The 21,100-nt window shown below is 51.5% G+C and carries 22 protein-coding genes and 1 other annotated feature (1 of these 23 cut by a window edge); all 22 genes read right to left on the reverse strand.

What is annotated here, in order from left to right; genetic code table 11:
* Window positions 1-247, reverse strand: a binding site (T-box leader) (it extends 122 nt beyond the left edge of the window).
* A gap of 63 nt (window positions 248-310) precedes the next feature.
* The 22 genes from ACFOLF_RS06425 to murD all read right to left on the reverse strand — a co-directional run bounded on the left by ACFOLF_RS06425 (window position 311) and on the right by murD (window position 20,849).
* Window positions 311-808: a DivIVA domain-containing protein gene (locus tag ACFOLF_RS06425; RefSeq protein WP_210046556.1), complete on the reverse strand. Its 498-nt coding sequence runs from the start codon at window positions 806-808 to the stop codon at window positions 311-313.
* 141 nt (window positions 809-949) lie between these two features.
* A complete protein-coding gene (locus ACFOLF_RS06430; RefSeq protein ID WP_210046557.1) occupies window positions 950-1,732 on the reverse strand; it encodes a YlmH family RNA-binding protein in 783 nt (260 codons plus the stop codon).
* Entirely contained in the window at window positions 1,729-1,974 is a 246-nt protein-coding gene (locus ACFOLF_RS06435) for a YggT family protein (RefSeq protein WP_210046588.1), read from the reverse strand. The genes ACFOLF_RS06430 and ACFOLF_RS06435 overlap by 4 nt, the downstream gene beginning before the upstream one ends.
* Before the next feature lie 34 nt (window positions 1,975-2,008).
* Window positions 2,009-2,461 (reverse strand): cell division protein SepF, encoded by a 453-nt coding sequence (locus ACFOLF_RS06440; RefSeq protein ID WP_210046558.1) that lies wholly within the window; start codon window positions 2,459-2,461, stop codon window positions 2,009-2,011.
* A 165-nt stretch (window positions 2,462-2,626) separates the two neighbouring features.
* A complete protein-coding gene (locus ACFOLF_RS06445) occupies window positions 2,627-3,349 on the reverse strand; it encodes a YggS family pyridoxal phosphate-dependent enzyme (RefSeq protein ID WP_210046559.1) in 723 nt (240 codons plus the stop codon).
* Window positions 3,346-4,212 (reverse strand): peptidoglycan editing factor PgeF, encoded by an 867-nt coding sequence (gene pgeF / locus ACFOLF_RS06450; protein WP_379114348.1) that lies wholly within the window; start codon window positions 4,210-4,212, stop codon window positions 3,346-3,348. Before pgeF ends, ACFOLF_RS06445 begins: the two co-directional genes overlap by 4 nt.
* A gap of 94 nt (window positions 4,213-4,306) precedes the next feature.
* The gene (locus tag ACFOLF_RS06455; RefSeq protein WP_210046560.1) at window positions 4,307-4,585 is read right to left on the reverse strand and encodes a PRC-barrel domain-containing protein; all 279 of its coding nucleotides are present in this window, start codon (window positions 4,583-4,585) and stop codon (window positions 4,307-4,309) included.
* A 213-nt stretch (window positions 4,586-4,798) separates the two neighbouring features.
* Entirely contained in the window at window positions 4,799-5,581 is a 783-nt protein-coding gene (gene sigG, locus ACFOLF_RS06460; protein ID WP_188992832.1) for an RNA polymerase sporulation sigma factor SigG, read from the reverse strand.
* A gap of 156 nt (window positions 5,582-5,737) precedes the next feature.
* A complete protein-coding gene (locus ACFOLF_RS06465; protein WP_210046561.1) occupies window positions 5,738-6,973 on the reverse strand; it encodes a hypothetical protein in 1,236 nt (411 codons plus the stop codon).
* Between the two features lie 20 nt (window positions 6,974-6,993).
* Window positions 6,994-7,842 (reverse strand): hypothetical protein, encoded by an 849-nt coding sequence (locus tag ACFOLF_RS06470; RefSeq protein WP_210046562.1) that lies wholly within the window; start codon window positions 7,840-7,842, stop codon window positions 6,994-6,996.
* Window positions 7,839-8,528: an ABC transporter ATP-binding protein gene (locus ACFOLF_RS06475; RefSeq protein WP_210046563.1), complete on the reverse strand. Its 690-nt coding sequence runs from the start codon at window positions 8,526-8,528 to the stop codon at window positions 7,839-7,841. The genes ACFOLF_RS06470 and ACFOLF_RS06475 overlap by 4 nt, the downstream gene beginning before the upstream one ends.
* 24 nt (window positions 8,529-8,552) lie before the next feature.
* Window positions 8,553-8,942, reverse strand: coding sequence for a GntR family transcriptional regulator (locus tag ACFOLF_RS06480; RefSeq protein WP_210046564.1), 390 nt, complete (start codon window positions 8,940-8,942; stop codon window positions 8,553-8,555).
* A gap of 418 nt (window positions 8,943-9,360) precedes the next feature.
* Window positions 9,361-10,083, reverse strand: coding sequence for an RNA polymerase sporulation sigma factor SigE (gene sigE, locus ACFOLF_RS06485; RefSeq protein WP_210046565.1), 723 nt, complete (start codon window positions 10,081-10,083; stop codon window positions 9,361-9,363).
* Window positions 10,062-11,045, reverse strand: a complete 984-nt coding sequence (gene spoIIGA, locus ACFOLF_RS06490) for a sigma-E processing peptidase SpoIIGA (RefSeq protein ID WP_379114351.1) — start codon at window positions 11,043-11,045, stop codon at window positions 10,062-10,064. The genes sigE and spoIIGA overlap by 22 nt, the downstream gene beginning before the upstream one ends.
* 242 nt (window positions 11,046-11,287) lie before the next feature.
* The gene (gene ftsZ, locus ACFOLF_RS06495; protein WP_210046567.1) at window positions 11,288-12,430 is read right to left on the reverse strand and encodes a cell division protein FtsZ; all 1,143 of its coding nucleotides are present in this window, start codon (window positions 12,428-12,430) and stop codon (window positions 11,288-11,290) included.
* Between the two features lie 17 nt (window positions 12,431-12,447).
* The gene (gene ftsA, locus ACFOLF_RS06500) at window positions 12,448-13,689 is read right to left on the reverse strand and encodes a cell division protein FtsA (RefSeq protein WP_210046568.1); all 1,242 of its coding nucleotides are present in this window, start codon (window positions 13,687-13,689) and stop codon (window positions 12,448-12,450) included.
* A gap of 245 nt (window positions 13,690-13,934) precedes the next feature.
* Complete coding sequence (locus tag ACFOLF_RS06505; RefSeq protein ID WP_210046569.1) at window positions 13,935-14,699, reverse strand: cell division protein FtsQ/DivIB; 765 nt, start codon at window positions 14,697-14,699, stop codon at window positions 13,935-13,937.
* A gap of 87 nt (window positions 14,700-14,786) precedes the next feature.
* Window positions 14,787-16,067, reverse strand: coding sequence for a UDP-N-acetylglucosamine 1-carboxyvinyltransferase (murA, locus tag ACFOLF_RS06510; protein WP_210046570.1), 1,281 nt, complete (start codon window positions 16,065-16,067; stop codon window positions 14,787-14,789).
* Window positions 16,068-16,082: 15 nt separating this feature from the next.
* Window positions 16,083-16,988, reverse strand: a complete 906-nt coding sequence (gene murB, locus ACFOLF_RS06515) for a UDP-N-acetylmuramate dehydrogenase (protein ID WP_210046571.1) — start codon at window positions 16,986-16,988, stop codon at window positions 16,083-16,085.
* Window positions 16,989-17,167: 179 nt separating this feature from the next.
* Window positions 17,168-18,277, reverse strand: a complete 1,110-nt coding sequence (murG, locus tag ACFOLF_RS06520) for an undecaprenyldiphospho-muramoylpentapeptide beta-N-acetylglucosaminyltransferase (RefSeq protein WP_210046572.1) — start codon at window positions 18,275-18,277, stop codon at window positions 17,168-17,170.
* A gap of 7 nt (window positions 18,278-18,284) precedes the next feature.
* The gene (gene spoVE / locus ACFOLF_RS06525; protein WP_210046573.1) at window positions 18,285-19,382 is read right to left on the reverse strand and encodes a stage V sporulation protein E; all 1,098 of its coding nucleotides are present in this window, start codon (window positions 19,380-19,382) and stop codon (window positions 18,285-18,287) included.
* Window positions 19,383-19,427: 45 nt separating this feature from the next.
* The gene (murD, locus tag ACFOLF_RS06530; protein WP_210046574.1) at window positions 19,428-20,849 is read right to left on the reverse strand and encodes a UDP-N-acetylmuramoyl-L-alanine--D-glutamate ligase; all 1,422 of its coding nucleotides are present in this window, start codon (window positions 20,847-20,849) and stop codon (window positions 19,428-19,430) included.
* Between the last annotated feature and the right edge of the window lie 251 nt (window positions 20,850-21,100).

A 21,100-nucleotide genomic window follows, 5' to 3' on the forward strand; every position in this document is an offset into this window, starting at 1 on the left:
TACGGATTTTAAGAAATCCGTATTCCTTGTAACGGGGGGAGTCCGGCAGCGCTTAGTGCAAGTTCAGCTTGCAAGAGGAGAATGATGCTGTTCGCACATCTGGTCTTGTCAGCAATTTATCCACTTGGGCATTCAGCGCAGCTTCTCGGAGATGATCTTCAACCACGTTCTGCGCACCGATTCACAGCAATCATCGGATTCTCTGGGGGCAAACGCATGGTCTACTCGTTCTCGTCAATGAATTTGGTTGATTAATTATTCACATTTATACGCCAGTCCTGCGTGTTTGTCAAGAGCAGCGAGTGCGTGCCTAGGAATTATTGATCACTTCATTGGGCAAGCGGTCTCTGCCTTCAAGCGAATCCCAGCCATTATGGCTCAGCAGCTCAAGCTGCGCTTCGACCAGCGAACGGAAACGGGCGCGGTAGATGGAAGCCTGTTGTTTGAGCTCCTCGACTTCAAGCGCAACCTTCCGCGATTTGGAGAGAGCTTCATTAATGATCCGGTCAGCATTCTTCTCCGCTTCCTTAACAATCAGCTGAGCTTCCTTCTTGGAGTTGCTCTTTACATCATCAGCCGCTTCCTGTGCGACGATGATCGTTTTACTAAGCGTTTCTTCAATATTGGAGAAATGGTTCAGCTTCTCCTGAAGCGACAACGCCTGGTTTTGCAATTCTTTGTTTTCCCGAATAAGCGCCTCATAGTCTTTGATGACCTGATCGAGAAACTCGTTTACTTCATCTTCGTCGTAACCGCGAAGACGTCTTCCGAATTCTTTATTATGTATGTCCAATGGCGTAAGCGGCATTGGCGCACCTCCCAAGAGTATGAAGAGTCGAAGAACGAAAATAATTCAGGGCAAAATCAAAACCAAAGTCCCATGCCCCGTACAATTAGTTCGGGTCTGCCTGTTTACATTCGACATATCGGGCTAAAATCCTGCAAGGGACTATATAAATTTGCCGATTTTCACCCGAACTCTGCCTTTCTTCGTAACACCTTCGACGCTGAGGACTTTAAAACGGCCCAGGCCCTGAAAAGAAACGACATCCCCTTCTTTAAGCATCGCAGAAGGATCTTCTTCCGCACGCCAGTTGACCCGGCAGCGTCCTGCGCGGATGGGATCCACGATTTTGGACCGGCTGACCCGGTAAACATCGCTTGCAATCCCGTCCAGACGCAAAGAAGCCACCGATAGGTTCTGTTCCTCCAGCACCGGAGCCGCAGCCTGCAGACCGGTTAACGGAACAATGTCCGTCAGGACTTGAACCCGGTGAACTTGACGCAAGTGAATGTTCACATAATCGGCAATTTCCTCTTCAACGAGACAATGGCAGAATTCGGGGTGAATGTGAAGATCCCCTACCCGGTCCCGCTTGATTCCAAGCCCTAGCAGCGCGCCAAGGTAATCGCCGTGATCGAGCTGAAGATGCCCTCCGGTGCCGGCCGTAATCCGAATCAAGGCTATACCTTCAGGCTCATCATCCAGCATCCGGTAATCCGGCGCGATAAGAGCACGCCGGCGCTCCGCCTGCTCATATCCGCCCATCAGCTTAACCTGTATGTCCATTTGGCGGTTAGCCAAACTCATTAGAATATCAACCTGTCTGGGATCGAGGAAGTCCGTGCGTTTCATCTCATGGCCAAATGCTGCCCGTTCGACCCACTCCGAGGCCCGATCGACAAAAACACGCTCATCAGGATGGAAATGCACATAGATTTCTGGTTTCATTGGAAAATCATGTTGAGAATCGCGATAATCCCATATGCCACAAACCGGAGTGCAAACAAGGCAACGATGGGGGAAATGTCGAGCATTCCGCCAATGGGAGGAATAATCCGTCTGAATGGCGTCAAATAAGGTTCTACGATCTTAGCCAGCAGCACGCCGATAAAGCTTTCGCGCGCGCTTGGGAGCCATGACAAAAGAATGTAGCCAATAATCAAAAAGTTGTAGATCGTATAAAGATTCATGACAATGCTCGTTACATTCCAGTCCAACTAAAGGTCACCTCGTCTTTTTGTATTCGTTCTCTTCTGCCAGCATATCCGTAATCGTCCCCTGAATTTCAACCGTATCCGGCGTGCAAAGAAAAATATTCGGTCCAAGCTTCGAAATGCTTCCATTCAGAGCGTAGATGGTTCCGCTCAGAAAGTCAACAATCCGCACAGCCAGATCCGTACGCACCCGCTGCAGATTGACAACGACTGCGCGCCGCGAGCGCAGATGATCGGCGATTTCCTGGGCTTCGTCATAAGAACGGGGTTCATTCAGAATGACGCGCACATTTTTTTGCGAATGGATGCTAACTACATTATTGCCTTTTGTAGATTGTTTACGTGCTTCGAATGGAGAAGTTTCAACCTCTTGCTCCTCATGATGCTCAATTCTTTCACGTTCGACGATTTCTTCTTCCTCCTGCAGCCCAAGAAAACTCATGAATTTATTCATAACACTCATTATCCATTCCTCCTAAGAGTTTCTGGTGATACTTCTCATGGATCACTCCAAAGCAAGCCAGAAACTCACTTCGGAAGCGTTACTGAGTTTCTGGTGATACTTCTCATGGATCACTCCAAAGCAAGCCAGAAACTCACTTTGGAAGGCAAATCTATGACCGTTGTGTCAGCTTTTGCCGACTAGAACCGTCCCTAAGCGAAGCCACGTGGCTCCTTCTTCAACAGCCACTTCAAAATCGTTGGACATGCCCATAGATAACCCATTCACGGGCTGACGAAGCAATGCCAAGGCATTTAATTCGTCCCGCAGCTGACGCAGCCCGCGAAAAACCGGACGGGCCTGCTCCGCTTCCCCGTCCAGCGGGGCCATGGTCATAAGCCCAACGGGCTCAATATGCGGCAGATCTGCTAGCTCTCGCGCAAACACGGGCAGCTGCTCGGGAGCCAAGCCATGCTTGCCATCCTCGCCAGATACGTTCACCTGTATGAAACAGGGTACGATGATTCCAAGCTGCTGCGCCCGATTTTCAATGGCCTGCGCCAGTGAAGAGCGGTCAAGCGAATGTATATAGTTAAATTTCCCTATGACTTCTTTCACTTTATTGGTCTGCAGCGATCCGATGAAATGCCATCGGGCTTGTCCCTCCGGAAGATCCGGGAACCCGGAGCCGCTTCCTTCCCCGCTGATCGCATTCCATTTGGCAGCGGCGTCCTGCCAGCGGTTTTCGCCCAGATGGTTGAGCCCCTGCCGGAGCACATCAGCAGTCTGTTCTACGCCAACATATTTGGTTACTGCAATAAGCTCAATATCTTTCCGGCTTCTGCCGCTGCGCCCGCAAGCCTCGGCCAGCCGCTGCTCCACCGTTTCAATCCGATCCAACAAGGTCATATTAACCGTTCACCTCTCATGCCAATCCAGCTGACCATGCGCCCAGTGGCTCCTCCTTCCATACGATGAGAATAGAAGAGTTCGGTATTGCAGCCAGTGCACCACTCAGATAATTCGATAGCCATCGGCAAAATTCCTGCTTTTATCATAATCTGTCGGTTGATTTCTTTCAAGTTGATCCGTGCCCGGCCGTTTTCCGTCGGCTGCATCCACCGCTCCGGGTTGGCACGGAACTCCGGACTGAAGTCGTCAACCAGCGGTTCAACGCGCCGAAGCACGGTCTCATCGACCTCATAACAGCAGCTTCCGATGGACGGACCAATCGCCGCCCTGATATCCTCAGCGGCGCAGCCGTAGCCATCCGCCATGGCCTGTACGGTATGCCGCGCAATCTCGAGCACCGTGCCCTTCCAGCCGGCATGGGCCAGCGCGATTACCCCCTGCTTGGGCGCAAAAAAGTACAGCGGCACACAGTCTGCATAAAAGGAGGTCAACAAAATATCCTTCTCATCGGTTACAAGCGCATCCGCATCGGCAATCGCTGTCTCCCGGCTTAAACGTCCTTTTCCCCTATCTGCTGCCGTTACCCGGTGGATATGATTGCCATGAACCTGTTCCGCACATGTCCAGCTGTCAAAAGTCCAATCCAGGGCATCCGCAAGCAGCACCCGGTTGTTGACCACTGCCGCCGTTTCATCGCCTACATGCAGTCCACAGTTCAGCGATGTCCATGGCTTGCTGCTTGTCCCGCCCAGCCTGCTGGTGAAACCGGCCGTCAAACCGGCATATTGCTCCGCCCATTGCGGCAATAAAAAAAGCGAAGGCCCCTTCGCTGTATCTTCACGTTTGAATGCTTCCATCATAATCGCTCACCCCGCTACCAGTTTACCATAGGGGCAGCGGCTCATGCGAGCGGTGTTATCCGCCCGCCCAAGCCGAAGAAGCGCCCTTAGAAACCTACCTTGCTCCTTGTTCCTCGTCTTCATTCTTGTGCACCTTCGTATCATCGATCCGTACAAGCACTACATCCGTGCCGATTTTCACAATATTGCGCCAAGGGATCACAACATCCGTTCCGCCGCCGCCGAACAACCCGAAAAATCGGGTATAGCTTGGCACGACAATGGAATCGATTCGCCCCTGCCGCAGATCCAGCTCCAAATCGCTCACTTGACCCAGCTTGCGGCCATCGACGATATTAATGACATCCTTCGTTTGAAAATCGGATATTTTCAATCGGTACTCACCACGTTTCCGCAGAGGTTTTTCGTGCATCAGCAGCTTCTTTCCGCTCCTGCCTTTACTATTACTATATGTACGATATAGTTAAAATGTCCTGATTCCTATTAAAAACTTCCTGTCCACTCTGCTGCTTGCCTCCCTGCGGTCAAGCCCTTTCGACCAATCTTTCGTGAGGGCATAAGAAAAACGGCGCGATAGCGCGCCGTTTCAGGTTTTTACATGCTTTTGCATTTGCTGGATGGCCGATTTCTCAAGACGTGAAACCTGGGCCTGCGAGATGCCGATTTCATCGGCTACCTCCATCTGGGTCTTTCCTTCGAAAAACCGCATCGATAAGATCATTTTTTCCCGTTCGTTAAGCTTGTGCATCGCTTCCCGCAGCGCAATCTCTTCGATCCAAGATACATCCTTGTTCTTGTCGTCGCTGATTTGGTCCATCACATAAATAGGGTCGCCCCCGTCGTGATAGATCGGTTCGAATAAGGAAACCGGATCCTGAATAGCATCAAGGGCAAAAACCACTTCTTCCTTCGGCACATTGAGCGCCTCGGAAATTTCCATTATTGTCGGTTCCCTTGAATTCTGATTCGTCAAGGTATCCCTCACCTGCAGCGCCTTGTAGGCGATATCCCGCAGGCTTCGCGATACGCGAATCGGGTTGTTATCCCGTAAATAACGACGGATTTCTCCGATGATCATCGGTACAGCATAGGTTGAAAACTTGACATTCTGACCAAGGTCAAAATTGTCGATGGCCTTCATGAGACCGATGCAGCCGACTTGAAATAAATCATCAACGAATTCGCCGCGATTGTTAAACCGCTGAATCACACTGAGTACCAGCCTCAGGTTGCCGTTGACCAATTTCTCTCTTGCTGCCCATTCATTCTGTGTTTGCAAAGCCGTGAAAAGTTCCCGCATTTCGACGTTGGTAAGTACAGGTAGTTTTGCGGTATCCACACCACAAATCTCGACTTTGTTTCGGGTCAACGTGATTACCTCCCAAGGAGAAACATTAATCTACAGTATCTCCTCGGTCCTCCAATTTATTCCCGAAACAAGAAACGGAATGCAGCCGGATTTGCTTCATCAGCGGTCAACCGAATGTCAATGCCTGAGCTGCCAAGGGCTGCAGCCTTTTTTAAATTACTGGGAAGGAATCAGATTTATTACAGTCAGCCGGCTCAGCAAAAGTTCGCGCTCCTCCGGAGTCCCCTCCACGCTTACAGCGCCTTGATACAAGACAGCTCCGCTTTTCCAATCCACTACCGCAATACCCGGCTTTCCGCTAATTTCAATTAAGGCGTACAGCTTATTCTGCTGCAGAATCAGGCGATCTATCGACTGCCCTCCGAGCTCCTTGAAGGTGATGAGCTTATCGCTCGCTATTTTCTTATCGTCGAGACTGTATATGGCAATATGGAGCCCCAAACTGCTGCCGCTTGCACGTACAAGCTGGTTCCCGGCAGTGGTAAACGACATGGAATTCTCCTGAAAATCTCCGTCGCCGCTGAATACCACAGGTTCGAATTGCCCGGAAGCCAGACTGTAGGACATTAGCTTTTCCCCAATTTGCTCTGAGGTATTGGAACCGGCGCCTGTCTGGATATTCTTCATTTCATGCACCTGATAAACTACAAACGGGCTTGCATCCAGGGGATCCAAGGTAGGAACCACCTGATAATTGATACCATGACCATACCCGGATTCTACTGCATCGTCAGCAAGTTCCTCCATACTGGTTATGGATCCGTCTGCTTCATCGATGGTGTATACTCCAACAAGCTGCGAGGTTTTCCCGGTTCCTTCTGCAGTCAGCTGAGTCTGAGTGAAAATTTTGAACTGATTCCCGCTCATCTGAACCTCATCGATCGTTAACCACTGCAGCTTGATTCCCTTCGGCTCCGCAATCGGAACTTCCATGCTGCGCGCTTCTTTTGTCTTCTTGTCCCAGATCGAAATGACAATTCTGAAGTCCGCGCTGAGATTACCGGTAAGTTCATAAGCTGTTTTGGCAAAAGCGATCAGATTGTCATTCTCATAGAAGCCGCCCGGTTGATGACTGCCCTTCAGAAACTGACGATGCCCGGCAAGGACCGAATTAAAATGGCTCCAGGGGCTTGGGCGAAAGGAAAACTGGTCCAGGAAGCCCTTATTGGCTTCATAATCACTTCCCTGTATGCCGATATTTAAGGGTTCGGAAATGATTCCGGAGCCATAGTAACCTTCCAATTGAATATGTGCCGCCTCCTTCCCGTCGCCGCTGAGCTTCGCCAATCTGTATTGGGGAAGCCCGCTGCCGGATGAGGCCTGCACATAATAAGTTCCGATACTAATAATGATCAGTGCAAGAAGTGCGGCTGACAGCCCGTACCTTTTCATTTTTTGTAATCCTCCCCCGGTCAAACCGCCACTTTTCTTTTGATTAGAAATAAGCCTGTCCAAATTGAAATAACACCAACGATCAAGCCCAATATCAGCTCGAGGATAAAGATTTCCATAGGATACAAATAATTTTCAATAATAGTGTTCCACATCAGAAAAGGGATAAGAATTGGACAAGTCACGATGAATACCGAGAGTGCCACATATAAAATACCGGCTGCAAGTCCCTTCAGCCGATAGCTCCGTTCGATCAGAACTGCCGTGAAAATCACGCTCACCGCAAGCAGGCCCGCTCCATAATAAATCACGAAGGACATGAAGCTTGAGGGCAGCAGAATTTGCAGCATAAATTGAGAACGGATGAAGTCTCCGGTCGAAATCGTCTCTCTCAATTCTGCAGGCACAAGGGATTGAAACAAGCCGATTTCCAGCGGCAGCAGCAGCAGCTGGAAAGCAACCAGCCCCAGAAACATGATAAGAATGGCGCTTAACTTGGAGAAGTACAGATGATACCGCTGCGTCGGAAGCATTAGAAGCCGATAAATAAAGGGTTGCTTGAACAGCCAGTCGCGATACCAGATCATAAATATATAGAGCAGCAGTACCGAGGCGCTTAGAAAGACAGGAGCCATAAAGAACAGACTGTTCGACATCACATCCGCGAAGTTTGCTTTGCCTGCCTGAGCTGTATATTCCAAATAAGCTTCGAGGCCGCCATTGTGCCACTTCCCGGCCCTTTGAATGAGATCCTGCGCTTTCATCCATACTCCCCCCATCTGCACCAGCAGGATGAGCGCAAATAAACTTAAATAAATGTTTCTGAAGCGGCCAAGCTCCATATGAACCAGCTTCAAATATCGGTTCATGTCTGATACACCTCCCTCATCACATCCATAACGGATTTCCCTTGCTCCTGCCGCATTTCCTCGCAGTTGAACGATGTTAAAACCGCGCCCTGATCCAGAAGAACGACTTTATCCAGCAGATGCTCAATGTCATTGATTTCATGGGTGGTGATAATAACGCCGCGATCCTCGATTAACTGGCTGGTAAAGACCGAGGCAATCTGTTCCCTGCTGAACACATCGATACCCGAGAACGGCTCATCCATCAGAATATAATCGGAATCGACGGCCAGCCCCAGCAGCAGATTAAGCTTCGCCGCATTTCCTTTGGACAGCTCGGCAACTTTATCCTCCACCTTCAGCTTGAAGAAAATCAGCAGCTCATTGGCCCTGGACTGATTCCAATTGTTGTAGAAATCCGCCATGAAGCGCATGCAGGCCTTAATCGTCATGCTCCCGGGCATCGTGATCGTATCGGGAACAAAAGTGATCCTCTCATAATGCCAATAATGAACAGGCTGTTCATCAATATGTATATGACCTTTGTCGATAGGCGTCAGCCCCATAATGGCTTTGAGTACAGTTGATTTTCCGACTCCGTTAATGCCGATTAAACAGGTGATTTCATTTTTTTCGGCTGTAAAGGATACTCCGTTCAGTACCTTCTTGCGTCCATATTTCTTTGTCACATTCTGCAATTCAATCATTTTCGGGCACCTCCCTTTATTCCATTAACGTCCTTTCAGATACTGCTTTCTTACAACATTCAACAGTTCCTCAACGGGCACGTCGATGTTTTTGATAGAATCGATAAAGGCGGCCGCAGCCTCCTGAATAAGCTCATCCCGGATAGAGCCAATCAGCTGTTCATTGCTTGCGATTCGGCTCGGGGAATTTCCTTCGGTTATGATCAAGCCCTGATCCTCCATTTCCTTGTAAGCTTTTTGCGCCGTATTAGGATTGATCTTGAGGAGGCCGGCAATTTCCCTGCGTGAAGGAATGACATCTCCTGCGGAAAGCCTGCCAGCTGCCAGTCCCTCCTTGAAGTAACGGACAACCTGCAGGTAGACTGGATCGCGATTGTTAAATCTCATGTTGATTTGCCCGTCGTCCACGTTCATATCAACCTCTCTCTACCAGTGTGTGTACTATGTAGTTCATACACCATAAGTGTACTATACGAATAATACACCTTGATGTCAATTGTTAAATAAAAACAAAAAAGAGCCGACTAAGCGGCTCTTGCGGGCAATAATGTCAGAAATATAGTGTGTCCCGTCAGGGACGAAAACGAGGACAGGCACAGCTGAATCTCTCCGTCGCCTCTGTCCCGATAAACGTTATGCCAGCCCCGCAAGGGGCACAGGCAGCACGGGAGCGCCAAAATTGGAGTGTGTCCCGCGGGGACGAAAACGAGCTTTGCACATACGTTTCTACCAAGCTTGTGGGTCCCTCTCTCGTTTCCCATTTCCGGGAGTCCAGAGGGGCGGCCCCCTCTGGGGTCCCTCCTATGGAGGGATTTAGGGAGGGCCCTACAACTTAAACCATCTTGTTGAATTCCTTGCGCAGACGCTTTATAATCCGTTTCTCCAGCCTGGAGATATAGGACTGCGATATCCCGAGCAGATCAGCTACATCCTTCTGGGTTTTCTCCTCGCCGTCGGCCAGGCCGAAGCGCAGCTCCATAATAATCCGTTCCCGCTCTGTCAGCTTATCAAGCGCCTTATGCAGCAGTTTGCGGTCAACCTGCTCTTCAATATTGCGATAGATCGTATCATTTTCTGTGCCGAGCACATCCGATAGCAGCAGCTCATTGCCATCCCAATCGATATTCAGCGGTTCGTCGAAGGAAACCTCTGTACGCGTCTTGCTGTTTCGCCGCAAATACATCAGAATTTCATTCTCAATGCAACGTGAGGCATAGGTGGCCAGCTTGATTTTTTTCTCCGGATCAAAGGTATTGACGGCCTTGATCAGCCCGATCGCTCCGATGGATACCAGATCCTCAATATGAATGCCCGTATTCTCAAACTTGCGGGCAATGTATACGACAAGTCTCAAATTGCGTTCGATCAGCATAGCGCGTATGGCCGTATCACCGGAAGGCAGTTTGCCCAGCAAAAATTCTTCTTCTTCCCTTGTCAGGGGAGGGGGCAGCGCCTCACTTCCGCCGATATAATAAATTTCCTCGCTCTTGAGACCGAATAAAAATAAAATCCGATAATAATATAACTGCAGGATCAGTTTCCATTTGACGAGCATGCCGCTCCATCCCTTCTCGAAGAACTGTGAACTGGATCAATCGTGACGGTTCGATTTTGCAGCATTGACGGATGGAGGATCGCCTGGTACGCCCCATCTGCGACTAATTTGCCGGCATCCAAGCCGATCAGCACTTTACGTGTTTCGAATGTCTCCTCTTCCCTTACAACGATGACCAGGTCGGGCTTGACGGCAAGCATGAACTGAGCACCGCCATTGACTCCGCGGTAAGGCACAAGCCGTAATCGATCCCGCCAGACAAATGGTTCATCGTCCATATTGGCTAGCAGCTTATCGACCTGCGCTTCGCGAATTTGCTTCATCCACGCGGGAGGCAGAACATCCTGCCACAGGGAAGCCTCCATAACCATTACCGGCGTGCGGGTCATGGGTTCATACAGTTGGTTGCCCGTATCAATAAGTCCCGTACATGAACGCTTGTCATCCCCTATCGTTATGTTCACCTCCGCAAGATGACTATGAACAAGATCGCGTTCCCGGCGCTGGATCATGATCGAGCGAAAAATATAATAACCCACACAAATAACGCAAAACAGAAACACCAGCCCTAATTTCAGCTGAAAATTACCGTTTATCATGGAATTCCACAAAGGTGCGGAACCATTCATAAACAAGTAATGCAGTCCAAGCACTGCCCCTGCCGCTGCAAAGTTCACCCCGTAGAAGGCTCCGATATGCCGGGCGAAATGCTGAATGCTGGGAAAACCAAACGCAACAAGAAGCATAATGAGCGACAAAGCAAATTTCACAATAAGCGTAAACATAAATGAAAGAGGAGGAAAAATAATCATTACCGCATAAAGCGATCCGATGAGAGCTGCAAGCGCAACCCGCCACCATTTGGCGCGAATGCTCCGGACCCAAGCGGTCATCAACAGGGCAGAACCGTCTATTAGCAGGTTAATCATAAAATAAACATCGATATAAACTGCATCCAGCACATTCACCTTCCTGCCGTACTTCCACTATCCGCCTGCTTCTGCATTTGCGTTCGCAAGGCTCAAGCGGCTTGTGTCTAGTATATTTAAATCCTATTACAATGTCTGTCTAAACATGCCGTCAGCAGCGATCTTTTTTTGTCGATGTGTCGGGTCTAAGAGATAGCCCTGTGAGGGGATTATCTCCTGAACATACAAAAAAACCGCCCTCCCATAGATGGAAGAGCGGTTGATAAAGCTGGTTGTTATCTGTCGTTATTCCGGCGGTTGCGAAGAAAGGCCGGGATATCCAGTTGATCGCTTGAGGTCGGGCTGCCAAAAGGCTTGGGGCCAGGCGCTGCGGGCTGTGAACGGTTATCCGAAGCTGCCGGCGCTCCCTGCGCGCTCTTGTCTGCAGCCTGTTGACCGGGCATTTGGCGCAGAGACGGGTTGCTGCGGTGCTCAAAACCGGTAGCGATAACGGTTACTTTGATTTCTTCCTTCAAATTCTCATCAATGCTGGCCCCGAAAATCATGTTCACTTCAGGGTCCGACGCGGAGATAACAATTTCTGCAGCTTCATTGACTTCATAGAGAGACAAATTGGAACCGCCGGTAATGTTCATGATGATACCGCGCGCTCCGTCTATCGACGTCTCCAGCAGAGGACTTTGAATCGCTTTGCGGGCTGCTTCAGCCGCACGGTTCTCGCCGGTCGCAGCACCGATGCCCATCAAGGCCGAGCCTCGTTCCGTCATGATCGTCTTCACGTCGGCAAAGTCAAGATTGATAAGCCCCGGTACGGCGATCAGGTCCGAAATACCCTGCACCGCCTGCTTCAGTACATTATCCGCTTCACGGAAGGCTTCCAGCATCGGGGTTTTCTTGTCGACGATCTCAAGCAAGCGGTCATTAGGAATGACGATCAGCGTATCAACCTTTTCCTTGAGCGATTCAATCCCAAGCTCGGCTTGTCCGGAACGCTTGCGTCCTTCAAATGTGAAGGGGCGTGTAACGACGCCGACGGTCAGAGCGCCGCATTCGCGGGCGATCTCTGCAATGACTGGTGCGGCTCCCGTGCCGGTACCACCACCCATGCCGGCTGTGACGAATACCATATCCGCCCCTTTAAGCGCATTTGCTACCACTTCGCGGGACTCTTCGGCGGCTTTCTTGCCAACCTCCGGGTTCGCTCCCGCTCCAAGACCCCGGGTCAGCTTGTCCCCGATTTGCAGCTTCTGCTCGGATCTGGCCATATGGAGCGCTTGCGCGTCCGTATTGACCGTAATAAATTCAACACCCTTGACGCCATTCTCAATCATCCGGTTGACGGCATTGCTGCCACCGCCGCCAACGCCAATGACCTTAATCTGGGCCAGTTGTTCCATATCGAAATCGAATTCCAACATTCTATTAGTTCCCCCGATCAAATGAATTCACTAAACATATTTTTCAATCTTTCAAACAATCCGGGTTTAGTAGACGAAGGAGCGCTTGCTTTACGTCCAGCACTCTTCTTCGGAGCCGAAGAAATCCGGTTTCTCATATATTTGGAAACATATTGAATCATTCCAACACCGCTTGTAAAAGAGGGATCCCTTACACCGATGAAATCGGGGACAGCGATCCTGACCGTTGATTCCAGCTCGCTCTGCGCAAGCGGAAGTGTTCCGGGCATGATCACAGTGCCTCCTGTCAATACATAACCATTTACTTTGTCCCCAAATCCCAAACGGATGACTTCCTGGCGCATGAGATGGAAAATCTCCTGCATGCGGGGCTCGATAATATTGGCCAGATCAACCTGCGAGAATTCCTTCTCGACATTGCTTCCCATACGCATAACCTTGAACTTCTGATCTTCAGCCGCATCCTGAATCAATGCGCAGCCGAATTTCTGCTTGATTTTCTCCGCTTGTTCGGTTTGGGTACGTAGTCCGTAGGAGATATCGCTAGTGACATATTCGCCACCGATAGGAAGTGTGGAGGTTGCAACTATGCTGCCTTGATCAAAAATCGCAATTGTGCAAGAACCGGCTCCGATGTCAGCGAGCACGGTCCCCATCATTTTCTCGTCTTTGGTTAGCGCCATCTGCCCCGAGGCCAGCGACATGAGAATGACGCCGGCAATCCGCAGATTCGCCTTCTCCACACAGCGCACCAGATTATGGATGGCCGTCTTGGCGCCGGTTACGACGGTTGCCTCAACTTCAAGCCTTACGCCGATCATACCCCGCGGATCCGAAATTCCCTCAAGTCCGTCAACCAGGTACTGCTTTGGAACCAGATTGATAATTTCCCGTTCGGGCGGAAGGGCAACAACTTTCGCCGCCTGCAGCACCCGCTCGATATCCTCTTCGCCGATTTCCCTGTCCTCGTTGGATACGGCCACTACGCCATGATTGGTTTGGAGTGAAATATGATTGCCTTGTATACCGACATATACGTCGCTTATTTGAATGCCCACCATGCGTTCCGCATGATCCACTGCATTACGAATGGATTGCACGGTTTGGTCAATATCAACGATGGCCCCTTTTCGTATTCCTTCCGAGTCGGCAGATCCAACTCCAATAATATTAATGGCTCCATTACTTACTTCGCCAATAATAGCACGAACTTTGGATGTACCGATGTCCAAACTAACGATGATGTCGTTGCTGCTCAACCCGTGGCACCTCCGTTTCAAAATGTTATAGATTCCAGTATATAGAAACCGTATCAGGTCCAGTCTCCAAGTGCATTTCTACTTATTCAACGTTGGGCCTATTTTCCCTCTTTTTTCAACAACTTTTTCGGTGTATGTTAATATTTCCAGCGCCGCAGCCGCTGCGCTGCTTCCGCAATTCTAATGAAAAAATAATCGGAGAGAGGCAAAAAGATGCATAATTAAAATTCTAACACTCTTTGACCCTATTGAGTAGTGTCTTTTTGATCGGCGTCCTTATTTCCCCCCTCGTCCGGGGTAAATGATGTATAAGTATCTGCAAGCAGCATCGTGATAAGTCCCGGCTCCTGCGTCTCGATAACGGCATTCAGCGCCGGCACCTTCCCGGGGAGCAGCGAAACCGCGGTAATGACCTCAAAACGTGTGCGCGTATAAATCTTGATGCGGTCCGGATACGCATTTGAAGGCGTAGGGATGATTTCCGAGAAATCGGACAGCGACTGGGCGGATAGCTCGGCAAGCTGCTTGCACAACTGCGCCTTAACCGGGTCATCGGCTTTCCAGCCGGACAGGATAGGCTTGTCCACGATGATGTCGCTCCCCGTCGGAACGCTTGTCCCGTTGGATAACAGAGCGGTCAGCACGCCCTGGTCCGACAGCTGGAATGCGACACCCGGAAACTCGTGAACCACAATTTTGACGGTGCCGGGAAATGATTTGGTTACTTCCACCGTCTCAACCGGAGCGAGCTTCTTTACCCGTGCTTCAATGGTTTTGGTCGATGTACCCAAAAAGGCGTCGCCCACACTGATGCCCGCAGCCTTCTGAACATCCGCCGCTCTCGTAAACTTCTGTCCTTCCACCACGACGGAAGAAATTTTACTGATATTCGAATTAAAAAACAATACGCATAATATAACTATAAAGAGCAAAAAGAGCACTGCCAGCAGCTTTTTGCCGCCCCGGCGTCTTCGGACAGGTTCCCTCAGCACGGGCATCTTGTCTGCCATGACTTGTCCCTTCTTTCGAACAGACAATAAACGGCAAAGAGGCTGCCGTTCACGGTCTGTATAGCGCTTCATCCAGCAATGGTTAATTTAAGAGACAATCTCTTTCTTGGGAACCGGAGACAGCCGAGAGATTCGCGCGCCCAATCGGGAAAGCATCGTCTCAATCCGGTCATAACCCCTATCAATGTGGTGTACCTGCTCCACGACTGTTCTGCCTTGGGCGGCGAGCCCTGCGATAACCAGTGCGGCTCCCGCACGCAAATCAGTCGCTTCCACCGTAGCCCCGTAAAGCCTTGGAACACCCCGAATGAATGCGGAATTCAAGTCGACCCTGATGTCCGCCCCCATACGCGAGAGCTCGTCGACATGCTTGAAGCGGCCTTCAAAAATCGTTTCCTTCATGACGCTTACCCCGTCGGCGAGCGACAGCAGCACCATAATTTGCGACTGCAAATCCGTTGGAAACGCCGGATAAGGAGAAGTGACAATCCGGTCGATAGACTTGCTCCGGCTCGCACTGCCAACTTTGATTATATCACCGTCCACCGATATTTGAACACCTGCCCGGCGAAGCACGTGAATGAGCGAGGTGAGATGGGATGGCTGCGTGTTGTGCAGCGTGACCTGGCCCCTGGTGGCCGCTGCGGCAACCATGACGGTTCCTGTAACGATCCTGTCCGGGATGACCTGATACCGGCATGGAACAAGCTTCTGTACGCCTTCAATCGTTATGGTGTCGGTTCCGGCTCCGATGATCTTGGCGCCCAATGCGCACAAGAACCGCTGCAGGTCCTGAATTTCCGGTTCACGGGCAGCATTGCTGATTGTCGTAAGCCCTTCCGCCAGTACTGCAGCCATCATAATATTTTCTGTTGCGCCCACGCTTGGAAAATCAAGATGGACTTCAGCGCCCTTCAGCCGGTCCGCGAAGCAAACAATGCGGCTGCCTTCTTCTTCTATTTGTGCTCCAAGCGCCATAAGACCTCTCAAATGCAAATCAATCTTTCGTTCCCCGATCGCGCAGCCGCCTGGCTGATAAATCGTTGCTTTGCCAAATCGTGCTAGAAGCGGCCCCATCAAAAAGATGGAGGAGCGCATTTGACGCATAAGAGCTTCCGGGACATGCGAGGAATGTGCGAATGTTGTATCAAGCATAACCGTTTCATCCACATGTTCCGCCCGGCAGCCGAGCTCGCGCAAAATGTTCAGCATGACGTCGATATCAAGAAGCTTTGGCACATGATCGATCGTCACTTTTCCTTCTACTAGCAGACTGGCAGCCAAAATCGGCAAAGCGGCATTTTTCGCTCCTTGGATAACTATGGTTCCTGAGAGAGGTTTCCCGCCTTCAATCACCAATTTGTCCAATGTATCACCTCCGAATTACCGCTCACCCACCACCAGTACTTCCGGCACCAAATCGACTCCGAATCGGTCTTTAACGGTGCTGCGAATAGTTGTCATGAGGGTGAGGACGTCTTCGGCCTTCGCTTGACCGGTATTCACAATAAAATTGGCGTGCTGCGTCGACACTTCGGCATCTCCGCTTCGCATCCCCTTGAGCCCCGCTTCTTCGATCAGCCTCGCGGCAAAATCATTCGGCGGATTGCGGAACACGCTGCCTGCAGTCGCCGACTTTAGCGGCTGCGTGCGCAGCCGGCGCTCCTTGTAAGCGGACATCGTGGACGCGATCTCTCTACGGTCGCCGCGTCCAAGCTCAAATGTCGCATTAACAACGATTCCGGGCTGCTCATGAAGAAAGGAATGACGATAGGAAAAACCCATTTGACCAGAATCGCAGCGTACCAATTCTCCTGTTTCCAGTACAATGTCGGCCGATTTGAATATACGTGACACATCCGACCCGTGGGCACCGGCATTCATGTACACCGCTCCGCCGACCGAACCTGGAATTCCCCCTGCAAACTCCAGACCGGTCAATCCTTCCTTGCCTGCCATGACAGACAGCTTGATGAAGGAATAAGCCGCGCCCGCATGAACGAGCGTGCCATCAAATCGTGCATAATCGAATCCTTCGCCCGGCTGGATCACAACGCCCCGGATTCCCTTATCGCTTACCAGCAAATTGGAGCCGCGTCCGAGGTTGGTCCAAGGCACTCCTTGTTTGCGGAGCAAACGCACCACGGACACCAGCTGCTCTTTATTTTGCGGAATAACCAAGATGTCTGCCGGACCTCCGATTTTCCAGGTTGTATATCCGGAAAGCGGTTCGCCAGATCTCACGTTGCCTGAATCGATTTGTTGTAATTCCGCTAACAATTGCTCCATCCTTGCCCGTACCTCCTTTTTGCTATTAGCGATTGTCGAATGCGGGGCATGCTTCTCCCAGCCAGGCTGCCCTCCCTGCTGACTTTCGGTTGCAGATACGGGCCCCGCCAGGTGACGGTCACGATTATAGGGTATTCTATGCCTTCCCGCGCATGAGTGTGACAATCGCCCATGATGCACTACGGTTTGTCCGTTAATCTCTTAATTTCTTGTCCGATGAGGGATGCCGATTGCGGCATGCCGAGCGTCAGGGCTGCAAGCCCCATTTTGGTCAGCAGCTCTTCGGCGCCGATCAGTCTTGTTACGCGCTCGAATAATTTGCTGCCGCTTAAGTCCCGTTCGAGAATCATCTCCGCCGCTCCTGCATCCGCGAGGCTTCTCGCATTCGCTTCCTGATGGTTATTCGTGACATTCGGAGACGGTATTAAAATAGAAGGAACTCCCAAAGCTGTGATTTCCGCGAGCGATGAAGCTCCCGAACGGCTGACAATCAGCTTGGACGCAGCCAGCACCTCTGGCATATTATGCAAATACGGCCGCACATGAAGATTGGCAGGCTGCCCCTGCTGTGCATCCTTCATTCTCTTCATCGTGCTTTCATAGTAGCTTTCTCCAGTCACAAATACAAAATGGACCTTGGGCATTCGCATAACCATTCCTGCCATGTCCACCATCGCATCATTCATCGCCTTCGCGCCTCTGCTGCCCCCGACCATCAGTACGATCTGGCTGCCGGCAGGCAGTCCCAGCGATTTGAATCCGTTATCCCTGCTTGCGCGAACCACATGAGTCGCACAAGGATTGCCTGTATAAACAGCATGCTTCGAGCGCTTGAACTGGGACAACGAGTCCTTGAAGCTGACAGCTACGCAATCCGCATACCGGGTTAAAAACTGGTTGGTCAAGCCGGATACGGCATTCTGCTCATGGATAAGCGTTGGAATGCCGAGCTTGGCGGCCGCATAGACGACCGGCCCGCATACATATCCTCCTGTACCCACCACGACATCGGGTTTGAATTCCCGCAGGAGCTGCTTGGAGCGCCTTACGCCTCTTAGAAAACGCATGATGGTTTTCACATTGTCCAAAGACAGCTTGCGCCTGAAGCCCGTGATCTCCACGGGTTCAAACGCGATCCCCTGTGCAGGCACAATCCGGCTCTCCAGTCCTTTGGGAGATCCGATATATAATATCGATGAATCCGGAGCTTCTTCCTTCACCTGCCTGCCGATCGCAAGCGCCGGATAAATATGGCCGCCTGTTCCGCCGCCGGTCAATACGATACGCATGACATGTTCACCTCGAATAACGGGATATATTAAGTAAAATGCCGAGCGCCGTAAGCAACAGTGTCAGCGATGAACCGCCATAGCTGACAAGCGGCAGTGTAATGCCCGTCACCGGCAGCATGCCAATGACGACGCCAATATTGATAAACACCTGTACGGCGACAATCCCGACAATGCCCACCGCAAGCAGGCTGCCAAACGTATCAGGAGCTGAGATCGCCGCCCGCATACCGCGCCACAGCAGGATGGCAAATAGAATAATAATCGTGCCGCCGCCGATGAAGCCCAGCTCCTCCGAAACGATAGAGAAGATAAAGTCGGTTTGCGGTTCGGGCAAATAATTAAATTTCTGACGGCTCATACCAAGCCCAAGTCCGACAAGTCCCCCAGGTCCGATGGCATAGAGGGATTGAATGATCTGATAGCCTGCGCCAAGCGGATCGGCCCATGGGTCCATGAAGGCGGTGATGCGCTGCATCCGGTAAGGCGCCGCAAGTATCAGCCCCACAAATCCGGCAACGCCAATCATGGCAAGCGAGCCCAGATGCGCCATACGCGCGCCCGAGGTGTAGATGACCAGCAGGGAAGCGCCTACCATAACAGCGCCGGTTCCCAGATCCGGCTGCAGCATAATCAGCGCAAAGGCTGCGCCGAGAATACCGAGCGGTGGCAGCAGTCCCTTGGTAAACAAGGTGACGGTCTGCTGCTTCTCGGATAACAGCTTGGCCAGGAAGATCACCATGGCCAGCTTCATGAATTCCGAGGGCTGGATGCCGAGCGAGCTGATGCCCAGCCAGCTTCTGGCTCCCCCGCGGACAACCCCGATTCCGGGAATCAATACAATGACCAGCAGGCCAAAGCAGATAAACAGAGCGGGCCGGGACCATTTCTTCCATATTCCATAGTCAGCGTTCATCGTTACCAGCAGGGACGCAATACCCAGCACAGCAAAAATGGACTGGCGCTTGACGTAATAGAATTTGTCGCCGAACTCATGGAATGCCAGTACTGCGCTTGCACTGTATACCATCACAAGGCCGATGGCGAGAATACACGATATCGATACGATCATCCATACATCCGGGGCGGACCGGGCTTTTACCATAGCACAAACACCTCTTGCATGCGTAAGTAGGGACAAGCCCCCTACTTACAAGGTATGCGCCGATTGTTTAAAAATGCGCCCCCGCTCTTCGTAAGACTTGAACATGTCCCAGCTGGCGCAGGCGGGCGAGAGTAGAACGATATCTCCCGGCTCTGCAAAGGAGGCGGCTTCGCGCACGGCTTGCTGCAGCGTCGCTTCGGCGTCCTCTTCAGGTTCGACTGTTTTGATCCACGCTAAACCTGCCAGCTCGGCAACCGCAGCAATCTTCCCGCGTGTCTCTCCGAGCGTCACGACCGCCTTGACCTGATCCTTGATATGCGGCAGCAGCTCCATATAATCCGAACCCCGGTCAAGTCCTCCCGCAATCAGTACAATCCGCGGGGGGAACGAGCGCAGTGCATTGATCGTTGCTGCCGGATTGGTCGCTTTAGAGTTGTTATAGTAGCGTATGCCACCGCGCTCACAGACGAACTCCATACGGTGCTCAACCCCGCTGAACTCCCTCAGCGGAGCTCTGAGCGCTTCAAGCGGTGCGCCTGCAGCCAGCGAGGCTCCAATCGCGGCAAGTGCGTCGGCTGCGTTATGCCTTCCCGGAATGCCCAGTTCGTGAACGGGCAAGACGACATGTCTTGCTTCTTCCCTGTCGATCCAGATGATCTCCCTATCCAGCCCGTCAGGCGGCGCGGACAGCTCTTCCGGGAAGGGCGGCTCAATGAACAGCCCATAAGGCAGGCTTTGAGAAACCGCAAAAGGAATGATATGCGCCTTAATCCTGCCCTCGCTGACAAGCTGGCGGCAAACGGGATCGTCCATATTGATGACAGCGGTATCCTGCTCCGTTTGATTGGCAAACAGCTTGGCCTTCGACTGGACATAATCCTCCATGTCCCCGTGATAATCCAGATGGGTCTCGACTACATTCAACAGTACGGACACGCGCGGACGAAAATGCTGCGTGCCTTTGAGTTGAAAGCTGCTGAGCTCGGCCACCAGCCAATTGTTGCCTGTAGCGGTTTGCGCCGCTTCGCAAAGCGGTGTGCCGATATTGCCTGCCACGATCGGCGCAAGGTCGGCAGCCTCCAGCATATCCCCGATCCACGTTGTCGTGGTGGTCTTGCCGTTGGAGCCGGTAATGCCGATAATCGGCGCATCCGAAAGCTGGTAGGCGATCTCCACTTCCGTGACCACTTTCAAACCCAGCGCGAGCGCCCGCTTGACCGGCGGCGCGCTGTAGGGAATACCCGGGTTTTTGACTACCAGCGCGGTATCCCCGGTAATGAGATCATCCGGGTGGCTGCCGCAAATAACAGAAATACCCAAAGCGTCCAATTCATCCGCTTCGGGGCACAATTCGCGTTTCTTCTGGTCGTTGACAATCACTTTTGCGCCCAGCCTGTGGAACAGCTTCGCAACGCTGACGCCGCTTTTGGCGAGCCCCAGTATGACTATTTTTTTGCCTTGGTACAATGTGGATTCCCCCCTAAATCCCCCTGAGGGGGACCCCAAGGGCCCCGGCCCTCTGGACACCCGGAATGGGATAACGTCCGAGTTGCAGAGTAGCGCCCTCGTTAATGTTATTTGATGTGCTCGCTTTCGTCCCTAGGGACACGCTTTACTTTTGATGCTCCCTGGGTACCAGGATGACTTCGTCTAGAATAACGTTTGGGTCAATGAGACGGTTAGTGCGGTTGTTTGGTCGTTGGATCGCTTTCGTCCTT

Source organism: Paenibacillus sepulcri, from assembly GCF_042647105.1.
In the GTDB taxonomy this organism is placed as follows: Bacteria; Bacillota; Bacilli; order Paenibacillales; family Paenibacillaceae; genus Paenibacillus_Z; species Paenibacillus_Z sepulcri.

Bases quoted from the DNA above. Each gene is read 5' to 3' on its own strand.
- sigE (WP_210046565.1), bottom strand. From the start codon at position 10,083: ATGCTCGTCAAATGGAAACTGATCCTGCAGTTATATTATTATCGGATT.
- ACFOLF_RS06430 (WP_210046557.1), bottom strand. From the start codon at position 1,732: ATGAAACCAGAAATCTATGTGCATTTCCATCCTGATGAGCGTGTTTTT.
- ftsZ (WP_210046567.1), bottom strand. From the start codon at position 12,430: ATGTTGGAATTCGATTTCGATATGGAACAACTGGCCCAGATTAAGGTC.
- ACFOLF_RS06425 (WP_210046556.1), bottom strand. From the start codon at position 808: ATGCCGCTTACGCCATTGGACATACATAATAAAGAATTCGGAAGACGT.
- ACFOLF_RS06465 (WP_210046561.1), bottom strand. From the start codon at position 6,973: ATGAAAAGGTACGGGCTGTCAGCCGCACTTCTTGCACTGATCATTATT.
- pgeF (WP_379114348.1), bottom strand. From the start codon at position 4,212: ATGATGGAAGCATTCAAACGTGAAGATACAGCGAAGGGGCCTTCGCTT.
- ACFOLF_RS06505 (WP_210046569.1), bottom strand. From the start codon at position 14,699: ATGGCAGACAAGATGCCCGTGCTGAGGGAACCTGTCCGAAGACGCCGG.
- ACFOLF_RS06470 (WP_210046562.1), bottom strand. From the start codon at position 7,842: ATGAACCGATATTTGAAGCTGGTTCATATGGAGCTTGGCCGCTTCAGA.
- ACFOLF_RS06445 (WP_210046559.1), bottom strand. From the start codon at position 3,349: ATGACCTTGTTGGATCGGATTGAAACGGTGGAGCAGCGGCTGGCCGAG.
- murG (WP_210046572.1), bottom strand. From the start codon at position 18,277: ATGCGTATCGTATTGACCGGCGGCGGAACAGGCGGCCATATTTATCCG.
- murB (WP_210046571.1), bottom strand. From the start codon at position 16,988: ATGGAGCAATTGTTAGCGGAATTACAACAAATCGATTCAGGCAACGTG.
- ACFOLF_RS06475 (WP_210046563.1), bottom strand. From the start codon at position 8,528: ATGATTGAATTGCAGAATGTGACAAAGAAATATGGACGCAAGAAGGTA.
- spoVE (WP_210046573.1), bottom strand. From the start codon at position 19,382: ATGGTAAAAGCCCGGTCCGCCCCGGATGTATGGATGATCGTATCGATA.
- ACFOLF_RS06480 (WP_210046564.1), bottom strand. From the start codon at position 8,942: ATGAACGTGGACGACGGGCAAATCAACATGAGATTTAACAATCGCGAT.
- ACFOLF_RS06435 (WP_210046588.1), bottom strand. From the start codon at position 1,974: ATGAATCTTTATACGATCTACAACTTTTTGATTATTGGCTACATTCTT.
- ACFOLF_RS06440 (WP_210046558.1), bottom strand. From the start codon at position 2,461: ATGAGTGTTATGAATAAATTCATGAGTTTTCTTGGGCTGCAGGAGGAA.